Source organism: Agreia sp. (assembly GCF_964263775.1).
Classification (GTDB): domain Bacteria; phylum Actinomycetota; class Actinomycetes; order Actinomycetales; family Microbacteriaceae; genus Agreia.
In genome coordinates this window covers 1-8,792 of sequence record NZ_CAXVWM010000119.1, presented here as the reverse complement: position 1 = coordinate 8,792, position 8,792 = coordinate 1, and the positions used below count along the sequence as shown (strand labels likewise).

General features: G+C 67.5%; 12 protein-coding genes and 1 pseudogene. 4 read left to right on the top strand and 9 right to left on the bottom strand.

Annotation, left to right across the window (positions count from 1 at the left end; all coding sequences use genetic code 11):
• A partial coding sequence (locus ACE5CZ_RS08990) for a DedA family protein (RefSeq protein ID WP_374946987.1) occupies positions 1–227 on the top strand: 227 nt, incomplete at its 5' end.
• A 17-nt stretch (positions 228–244) separates the two neighbouring features.
• Here the strand turns inward: ACE5CZ_RS08990 and ACE5CZ_RS08985 are convergent.
• Positions 245–1,837 carry a Na+/H+ antiporter gene (locus tag ACE5CZ_RS08985; protein ID WP_374946986.1) on the bottom strand — a complete coding sequence of 531 codons (1,593 nt, stop codon included), beginning with the start codon at positions 1,835–1,837 and terminating at the stop codon, positions 245–247.
• 98 nt (positions 1,838–1,935) lie between these two features.
• On the bottom strand, positions 1,936–2,481 hold the full coding sequence (locus ACE5CZ_RS08980; RefSeq protein ID WP_374946985.1) for an acyl-CoA thioesterase: 546 nt from the start codon (positions 2,479–2,481) through the stop codon (positions 1,936–1,938).
• A gap of 33 nt (positions 2,482–2,514) precedes the next feature.
• Here ACE5CZ_RS08980 and ACE5CZ_RS08975 point away from each other — a divergent pair, with 33 nt between their 5' ends.
• Positions 2,515–2,649: a hypothetical protein gene (locus ACE5CZ_RS08975; protein WP_374946984.1), complete on the top strand. Its 135-nt coding sequence runs from the start codon at positions 2,515–2,517 to the stop codon at positions 2,647–2,649.
• A gap of 82 nt (positions 2,650–2,731) precedes the next feature.
• On the opposite strand, the gene ACE5CZ_RS08970 is transcribed toward ACE5CZ_RS08975, so the two are convergent.
• Both ACE5CZ_RS08970 and ACE5CZ_RS08965 read right to left on the bottom strand, forming a co-directional pair.
• Complete coding sequence (locus ACE5CZ_RS08970) at positions 2,732–3,193, bottom strand: GNAT family N-acetyltransferase (RefSeq protein ID WP_374946983.1); 462 nt, start codon at positions 3,191–3,193, stop codon at positions 2,732–2,734.
• Positions 3,190–3,609 carry a rhodanese-like domain-containing protein gene (locus ACE5CZ_RS08965; protein WP_374946982.1) on the bottom strand — a complete coding sequence of 140 codons (420 nt, stop codon included), beginning with the start codon at positions 3,607–3,609 and terminating at the stop codon, positions 3,190–3,192. The genes ACE5CZ_RS08970 and ACE5CZ_RS08965 overlap by 4 nt, the downstream gene beginning before the upstream one ends.
• A gap of 93 nt (positions 3,610–3,702) precedes the next feature.
• On the opposite strand from ACE5CZ_RS08965, the gene ACE5CZ_RS08960 reads away from it, so the two are divergent.
• Positions 3,703–4,161 (top strand): Lrp/AsnC family transcriptional regulator, encoded by a 459-nt coding sequence (locus ACE5CZ_RS08960; RefSeq protein WP_374946981.1) that lies wholly within the window; start codon positions 3,703–3,705, stop codon positions 4,159–4,161.
• A 53-nt stretch (positions 4,162–4,214) separates the two neighbouring features.
• Here ACE5CZ_RS08960 and ACE5CZ_RS08955 read toward each other — a convergent pair whose 3' ends face one another.
• The 3 genes and pseudogenes from ACE5CZ_RS08955 to ACE5CZ_RS08945 all read right to left on the bottom strand — a co-directional run.
• On the bottom strand, positions 4,215–4,796 hold the full coding sequence (locus ACE5CZ_RS08955) for a hypothetical protein (RefSeq protein ID WP_374946980.1): 582 nt from the start codon (positions 4,794–4,796) through the stop codon (positions 4,215–4,217).
• A gap of 32 nt (positions 4,797–4,828) precedes the next feature.
• Positions 4,829–5,116, bottom strand: coding sequence for an enoyl-CoA hydratase/isomerase family protein (locus tag ACE5CZ_RS08950; protein ID WP_374946979.1), 288 nt, complete (start codon positions 5,114–5,116; stop codon positions 4,829–4,831).
• A 67-nt stretch (positions 5,117–5,183) separates the two neighbouring features.
• Positions 5,184–5,576 (bottom strand): annotated as a pseudogene (locus tag ACE5CZ_RS08945) (enoyl-CoA hydratase/isomerase family protein); the annotation flags it as partial.
• A gap of 230 nt (positions 5,577–5,806) precedes the next feature.
• Between ACE5CZ_RS08945 and ACE5CZ_RS08940 the strand changes: the two are divergent.
• Complete coding sequence (locus tag ACE5CZ_RS08940) at positions 5,807–6,772, top strand: acetylxylan esterase (RefSeq protein WP_374946978.1); 966 nt, start codon at positions 5,807–5,809, stop codon at positions 6,770–6,772.
• 180 nt (positions 6,773–6,952) lie between these two features.
• On the opposite strand, the gene epsC is transcribed toward ACE5CZ_RS08940, so the two are convergent.
• Positions 6,953–7,543, bottom strand: coding sequence for a serine O-acetyltransferase EpsC (epsC, locus tag ACE5CZ_RS08935; RefSeq protein WP_374946977.1), 591 nt, complete (start codon positions 7,541–7,543; stop codon positions 6,953–6,955).
• A 5-nt stretch (positions 7,544–7,548) separates the two neighbouring features.
• Positions 7,549–8,484 (bottom strand): cysteine synthase A, encoded by a 936-nt coding sequence (cysK, locus tag ACE5CZ_RS08930; RefSeq protein WP_374946976.1) that lies wholly within the window; start codon positions 8,482–8,484, stop codon positions 7,549–7,551.
• Between the last annotated feature and the right edge of the window lie 308 nt (positions 8,485–8,792).

Genomic DNA, 8,792 nt, shown 5'->3' with positions numbered 1-8,792 from the left:
TGCCCGCGGGGGCCGAACGCATGCACCTGCTCACGTTCAGCGTGTTCACCATCGCGGGCAGCGCCCTCTGGAACGGCCTGCTCATCGGCCTCGGCGCCGCCCTCGGAACACAGTACGAGCTCATCGACAAGTACAGCGACTACCTCAACTACGCGGTCTACGCGGCGATCGCGGGGGTTGTCGTGTGGCTCGTCGTCCGGCGCATCCGCCGCCGCCGCGCGTCCTGAGCGGCGGCGCGCGCCGTTCAGGTGAGATTCGAGCCCGGCTTCGGGGGCTTGTGCATGTCGAGCGCCGACTCCTCGGCGTCGATGAACGCCAGCGTGATCTTCACCGCGCGCTCCTGGTAGCGGCCTTCTGCCCGGGCGTCGAGCACCGCCCGGCGCTCGGCCTGCACCATGAGCCGGCGCAGCCTGTTGTATGACGCGGGCCTCGTCTCGTGGTCGCCATCGGGCGGGTTCTCAAGCGCCTCGGCGAGAAAACGCGCGTTCGTGCGCAGCCGCTCGACGACGCCGGGTTCGACGCCCTCGAGCTCTTGCTTCTCGAGCAGGTCGAGCCCCGCGGTCTGCGCCTCGACCATGAGCCGCTGCGTCTCGCCGCGCTCTTGCTCGACATCGGGCGAGGGCAGCCGAAGTGTGCGGATGAGCCACGGCAGCCCGAGCCCCTCGAGCAGGGTGCCCGCAACCACGACGAAGGCGAGGAACTGCAGAAACTCCCGGTTCGGCGTGTCCTCCGGCAGCAGAAACACTGCCGTCAGCGTGACCACACCGCGAATGCCCGCGAACGACACCACGACGCCCGTGCGCCAACTCCATCCCCGGTCCCGCAACCGCTGGGGGCCGAACCGGTAGACCGAGGTCGAGATGAGAGTCCAGGCCACCCGCGACACCACGAGCGCGAGCAGGATGAGCACGGAGATGCCGACGGTCGGCCAGAGCCCGGGGCCCGAGTCGACGACGCCGTCGAAGATCTCGGCCAGGGCGAGGCCCATGAGCAGAAAGACGGCGTTCTCGAGCAAGAACTGGATCGTGCGCCAGTTGATCGATTCGGCGATGCGCGCCTCCGCCGTCTGGATGATGGGCGACCGGTAGCCGAGAAACAGCCCGGCGACCACGACGGCCAGAACGCCCGAACCGTGCAACAGCTGCGCCGGGATGAACGCGAGGTACGGCGTGACCAGCGACAAACTCGTGTCGAGCACGGGGGCGCGCAGCTGCTGCCGGATCTTCGCGAGCACCCATCCGACGCCCACGCCGACCGCGACGCCCACGACCACGGCGATCACGAAGTCGGCCGCGACCATCCACGGATTGATGATGCCGACCATCGCGAGCACCGCTGCGTTCAGGGCGACCAGGGCGGTGGCGTCGTTCAGCAGGCTCTCGCCCTCGAGCACGGTGACGACTCGCCGGGGCAGACCGAGGCGACCGGCCACCGCCGTCACGGCCACGGCATCCGTCGGCGCCACGACCGCGCCGAACGCGAACGCAGCCGCAAGCGTGATCGCCGGAATGATGAGCCACGCGGTGAACCCGACGATCACGACGGTAAAAGCAACAAGACCGACAGACAGAAGCAGGATGCCGTCGCGCCGGGCGCGCACGTCGACGAACGACGTGCGGATGGCCGCCGCGAACAGCAGCGGCGGCAGCAGCCCGTAGAGAACGAGGTCGGGTTCGATCTCGAGGTGCGGCACGCCGGGGATGAACGAGGCCACGGCGCCGACGAGCACCAGCGACACGGGAGCCGACCAGCCGATGCGCCTCGTCAATCCACTGACGGCGACGGTGACCACCACGAACGACACGATCCAAATGATCGTGACCACGGAGTTCTCCATGTGACCTCCTTCCCTCTCGCGCTAGTTGTTCCCACTGCGGTCAGTATGTGCCGGCGCACCGGGCACTATCGACCGTAGCGGCACCTCTTACCGGCAGATCACCACTCGCTCGGGGCGGCCGCCTTCGTAGCGGGCAGCGCAGTCGTCTGGCCCCACTCGTGCAGCCACGTCGGCACCGTGACCGTGTCGGGGATCGGGCCCACGGCATCCAGAAGCTCGTGCATCGGCACCACGCCCCCGCTGCGCTTCAAAAACCTGCCGCGGATGAACGCGTGCGCGTAGATCTCGCCGCCGACCGTGAAGCGCTGCTCGACGTAGACGGCCTTGTCGTCGAAGCCGAGAACGCGCGACTCCACGTCGAAGCGCTGCCACAGGGTCAGCGACTTGCGAAAGCTGATCGTCTCGGCGACGACGACCGGGTACCAGCCACGGCGATTGACGATCGACCAGATGCCGCTGCGAATGAGCATGTCGAACCGGCCCAGGTCGAGGATCGACAGGTACACCCCGTTGTTCATGTGCCGAAAGATATCGAGGTCGGTGGGCAGAACGCGAAACGGCGTGGATGCGACGTCGAACGTGCCGACGCGACGCCGACTGCGGGCGCGCCACTGGTACCAGAGAGTGCGGAAGAAGAGATGCATCCCCCGAATCTAGCGACCCGAACCGACTTGCGCTTGACTGATGGCAAGCACACCGCAGCACGCACTGCCTCCGGCTTCACCGCATCCAACGTGCTCGCCGGCATCGACCTCACCGGCATCGACCTCACCGGCAAGACGGCCATCGTCACCGGCGGCTACCCGGGCTGATCAACAACGCCGCGATTCTGGCATCGCCCAGGCTGTGGCCCCTCTCGGCCGAGCTCACGGGCGTGAACGCGTTCGGCTCCACTCACTGATCGAGTCGCAGGGCGAAGCGCTGCTTCGTCTCACCGGAGGCGCCGAGGCGGTCGTAGAAGCGGATGGCGGATACGTTCCACTCGGGTGTCTGCCACCGCAGTTCGCGGAGTCCCCGAGAACGCGCCTCCTCGGCCGCCGCGTCGATGAGCAGGCGACCGAGACCCGCGCCGCGGTGGGCGTCGGCGACGAAGAGGCAGTCGAGGTGTCCGAGCAGGTCACCGGTCCAGGTCGACATATCGGTCGTCAGCGACGCATATCCCACGGCCTCGCTACCCCGGTGCGCGACGAAGATCGCCAACTCTCCCGAGGCGACGAAGGGTGCGACCCGCTCGGCCCAGTCCACGGGGACGGTCGCCCCGCTTCTCTCGTACTCGACGTGGGCTTCGACGAGAGGGCGCACCGGCCGGCAGTCATCCAGCGTCGCGGCCCTCGACACTGTGAACGCGGGGGTCATGCGAGTGGTGCTGTGAGGGGATCGACCGCGCTGCGACCGCGGCCGCTGTCGCTGACCGTCGCGAGTCCCTCTCGCGACCAGTACTCGAAGCCGCCGATGAGTTCGCGTACATTCGTGTACCCGAGCTCGGCCAGTGTCAGCGCTCCGCGCGTGCTGCCGTTGCATCCCGGTCCCCAGCAGTACACGACGATCGCGGCGTCCCTGGAAGGCGAGGCCTCGCCGATGCGCGCACGGAGTTCCGCGTTCGGAATGTGCACGGCTCCCGGGATGCGACCCTGACTCCACGAGGCCGCGGAGCGCGTGTCGATCACGAGCGGCGGAGAGCCTCCCGCCCTCTCGGCCGCCAAGTCGGAGGGGTCGGTTTCATAGGCGAGCTTTGCGGCGAAGAAGTCGGCCGCGGAGATCGATGTGGTCATACCTCAATCGAAGCGCACAGCCCGCGTTTCGAGAAGGGACAATCACCGGCATCACGTCGATTCCGCGATCGATTCCCCAGTAGAGTCGCCTCCGTGCCTACGAATCCACGGTTGGAACTCGATTCCACCGATCACGCCATCATCGACAATCTGCAGCGCGACGGCCGCACGAGCGTAGCCCAGCTCGCGAGGGCCATCAACCTGTCTGCAAGCGCCACGGCCGACCGGGTGCGGCGCCTCACCGATGGCGGCGTCATCACTGGATACTCGATCACCGTCGATCCCGAAGCACTGGGCTACACCGTCACGGCGTTCGTGCGACTCGCCTACCCCACCGGCAACTACAAGCCCTTTCACGATCTGGTCGAAACGCTGCCCGAGATCATCGAGGCCCACCATGTGACGGGCGCGGACTGCTTCATCATCAAGGTGCTCGCCCGAAGCATGCGCGACCTCGAGCGCATCACGGGCAGGCTCGCGACACTCGGCGGCATCACGACCAACGTCGTGTATTCGAGCCCTGTGCCCTCTCGGCACATCGTGCCCGCCTGATCAGAGAGCACGGCGACGCGAGACAGGAGCCGAACGAACGCGCCGTCTTGTCGTCAGGGCACCCAGAACCCCATGGCGCACAGCACCCGAGTCTCGTCGTCGGCGTCGGCCGGCGGCTCGATCTCGGGAGGGAACACGCCAAAACCGCGCCACTCTTCTGCGTGGGGGACGACCCACTCGTTCAGCCCGTCGATGAGTTCGGGCGGCAGACGGAACGGAATATCGAGGTGCTTCGCGATCGACCATGCCTGGGTCGCCCGGTACATGGCGAGGTGCGAGAGGCCTTCGTCGGCCGGATAGTCGCCGTACTGGAAACGGAAGGTCGACGCCGGGTCGACGCCCTGCTGCACCAGCGCCGTCGCCGCGTCGTTCAGCGCGTCGTAGGACGCGATGGGGTTGTCACCGAGCAGGTCGGCGTCGCGCAGCTCGTCACCGTCGGCTACGGACCTGCCCGCCAGCACCCCGGGAATCCATGCCTCGTCGTAGGCGTGCGACCGGAGGAGGTGGCGGACGGTGGGGTTCTCGAACGACGACCACGATGCGGGAACAGGCCTGTCGAAGTCGCCCGGCTGCACTCGATCGATGACGCTGCGCAGAGCTGCGTCTGACAGAAGAAAGAAGGTATCGGCTCTCATAGCCAAAGTGTAGGCAACGCCTCCGACACTGGCTAGACCTCGAAGGTCGCCGGCGCCCAGTGCGGTGTGCGGTCCTTGTCGATCATCCGTGCGCGCACGCCCTCGCGAAAGTCGGGGTGCGCGAGGGCATGCGCCATGATCCGGAGCTCCTGGTCGAAGCAGGCCTCGAGGGTGGGCAGCTCGCGAGCGCGACGCAGCGACTCCAAGGTCACAGCCACCGCGGTGGGCGACTTGGTTCCGATGAGTGCGGCGGTCTCTGCAGCCGCCGGGTCGGGCGACGCCGCCAGGGCATCCAGAATCTCGCAGACGGTATCGTGCAACGGCCTCGTCGGCGGCCACCTGCTCGAGCGACGCGATGAGAAAGGAAAGACGGTCTACCGGCACGATCGCATCAGCAAGCCCCAGCTCGATCGCCTCTGTCGCCGAGGCGGTGAGTGCCGTGAGGGCGAGGTAGGTGCCCAGTTCTCGGGGCGCACGGCTGAGCAGCCGGCTTCCGCCGACATCCGGAGTGAGGCCGATGCTGACCTCGGGCATGCCGAGCGTCGAGTCGTCGGTCACCACGCGGTGCGACGCGTGGCCGGAGAGGCCGATGCCTCCGCCCAGCACGAACCCGTTCATGATCGCCATGAACGGCTTCACGTAGCTGGCGATCAGGTTGTCGACCCGATACTCGTCGCGAAGAAAGCCGACGGCCGCCGCCACATCGTCGTCGGCAACACGAGCGTGCAGCTGCGTGACATCGCCGCCCGCGCAGAGCCCGCTAGTGCCGCTGCCCGTCAGAAGAATCGTGCCGATGCGATCGTCGGTCGCCCATGAACCTCAGTCGTCATTGTTCGACTCTGAGGCGACAGGGCGGCGGCAACCCCGGGCCAAGTCCGCACGTTCCGAGGAACACGCCGAGGATCAGCCCCGTGTGCTCCGCGGGTCCACCAAAACGTGCGGACTTAGCTCACGTAGAAAGCTGCCCCCGCTCGGTAGAGTTCCCATCGTCACCCGCGCAAAGGAGCTTCATGCTGATCGAATCCGACCTCGACGCCGTTCGCAGCCACCGCATCGGCAGCGCCGAGCCCGCCGACTTCGACGACTACTGGAAAGCGACGCTGGCCGAGGCGGCGCAGATTCCTCTCGACGTACGGGTGGCGACTGCCGAGACTGTGCTCAGCCTGATCGACGTCTTCGACGTGACCTTCCGCGGCGCCGACGGATCCGACGTGCGGGCCTGGCTGCGAGTGCCGGCCGGGGCGACCGGGCCGCTGCCGACCGTCGTCACCTACGTCGGATATGGCGGTGGTCGGGGTCGCCCCGAGGAGTCGCTCACCTGGGTCGCGTCGGGCTTCGCGCACCTGCACATGGACACTCGCGGGCAGGGCGCGTCGTGGAGCGTCGGCGACACGCCGGATGCCGGCACGAGCGGACCGCAGATTCCCGGGGTCATGACCAAGGGCATCCAGAACCGCGACAGCTACTACTATCGGCGCCTGTTCGTGGATGCCGTGCGTGCGGTCGACGTGGCCCGCGGGCTCTCGCAGGTCGATCCGAACCGCATCGCCGTGGCCGGCGGAAGCCAGGGCGGCGGCCTCGCGCTGGCCGTGGCCGGGCTGCGCTCCGACCTCGCGGCGGTCGTGGCGTTCGTTCCCTTTCTCTGCGATTTCGGTCGAGCCACGCTGATCACCGACGCGTATCCATACCACGAGATCGTCGACTACCTGCGCATCCACCGCGACCGGGCGGCATCCGTCTACGAGGTGCTCGGCAGCTTCGACGCCGTGCACCACGCCCGTCGGGCGACCGCGCCGGCGCATTTCTCGGTGGCATTGATGGATGCGACGTGCCCCGCCTCGACGGTCTACGCCGCGTTCAACGCGTACGCCGGATCGAAAGAGATCACCGAGTGGGCGTTCAACGGTCACGAGGGCGGCGGCATCGACGACGAGACGCAGGCAGTCGCGTTCCTGAAAGGCATCCTCGGGGCCTGAAGCCTCCATCCGACCCCCTGCTCCTTTCGCGGATGAGGAAAAAGTCGCGACACCCCGCGTCGCGCGCCTGGGACACGCCGTGAGGCGCACAATTTTCCTCATCCGCGAAGGGGAACGCGGCGGGAGAGGCGCTGGGCGCGGGCGGGGCGGGGGGCGCGGGAGGCGGCGACGGCGGGCGCGTCAGATGTAGATCGCGGGGTCTGTGTAGAACGCTTCTGCCGTCGGCTCGGCCGCCTTGGCCCGCGGGCGGGCGACTGCCGGGATGCCCGTGATCACCGAGTACGCATCGGCATCGTTCACGACCACGGCCTGGGCGCCGACCACCGAGTGAGCGCCGATGTGAACCGGCCCGAGCAGCACGGCCCCGGCCCCGATGGTCACGTCGTTGCCGAGGGTCGGATGCCGCTTCTCGCGAGCCGTGCTTCTGCCGCCGAGGGTGACGCCGTGATAGAGCATCACGTCGTCGCCGATCTCTGCCGTCTCGCCGATAACGACGCCCATGCCGTGGTCGATGAAGAAGCGCCGACCGATTCGCGCGCCCGGGTGAATCTCGACCCCGGTCAGAAATCTCACGCATTGCGACACGAGCCGCGCGGGCAGACGGAACCCCGCGACCCACAACCGATGCGCCAGCCGGTATCCCCAGATGGCGTGCAGCCCCGAGTAGCTCAGCAGCACCTCGAGGCGCGTGCGCGATGCCGGGTCGCGCCGGCGGGCGGTGAGGATGTCTTCACGGACGCGCGCGAATAGACCAGACGCGGCCGACGGCATCCGATTCAGTCCTGCAGGTCTTCGTACAGAACCGTCGACAGGTAACGCTCGCCGTAGCTCGCGATGATCACGACGATGGTCTTGCCTGCGTTCTCGGGGCGGCCCGCGAGTTCGAGCGCGGCGGTGACGGTGGCGCCCGACGAGATGCCGGCGAGGATTCCCTCTTCGGCAGCCAGGCGACGCGCCATCGAGACCGACTGCGTGATGTTCACGTCGATGACCTCGTCGTAGACCTCGCGGTCGAGGATCTCGGGCACGAAGTTGGCGCCGATGCCCTGGATCTTGTGCGGACCCGGCGCTCCACCGTTGAGAATGGGCGACTCGGCGGGCTCGACGGCCACGACCTGCAGGCCGGGCTTCTGCTGCTTGAGGTAGTTGCCTGCGCCCGTGATGGTTCCGCCTGTTCCGATGCCCGAGACGAAGATGTCGACGGCGCCGTCGGTGGCGTTCCAGATCTCGGGCCCGGTCGTGGCACGGTGGATGGCCGGGTTCGCGGCGTTGGCGAATTGCTTGGCCAGCACGGCACCGGGGGTGTTCGCGACGATCTCGGCCGCCTTCTCGACCGCACCGCGCATGCCCTCGGGGCCGGGGGTCAGCACGAGTTCGGCTCCGTAGGCGCGCAGGAGTGTGCGGCGCTCCTTCGACATGGACTCGGGCATCGTGAGGATGACCTTATAGCCGCGCGCCGCGCCGACCATGGCGAGCGCGATGCCCGTGTTGCCCGAGGTGCCCTCGACGATGGTTCCGCCCGGGGGCAGTTCGCCGGATGCCTCGGCCGCGTCGACGATCGCCACGCCGAGGCGGTCTTTGACGCTGGCAGAAGGGTTGTAGAACTCGAGCTTCGCGAGCACGGTGGCGCCGAGCCCCTCGGTCACGCGGTTGAGGCGAACCAACGGAGTGTTTCCGAAGACCTCGGTGATGTCGTTGTAGATACTGGGCATGGCGATTCCTTAATCTGAACGAGGGGCTGCCCCACAAGCCTAGGGAGTCCCTCAGCGCATCCAGCGATTGTTACGACAACTAACAGCATTATTACCGCGGTCGTCTCATGACTGTGCCCGAAAGCCTCCATCTGTAAATCGAGGCAAGGGCACAATGGAGGTGTTCGGGCACGAACACACGGCCGCGCGTAAAATCGGCGGGTGGCAGTGTCCAAAGTTCTCCTCTATTACGCCTTCACCCCGCTCGCCGACCCCGACGCCATCCGCCTGTGGCAGCGCGACCTGTGCGAGTCGCTCGGGCTGCGCGG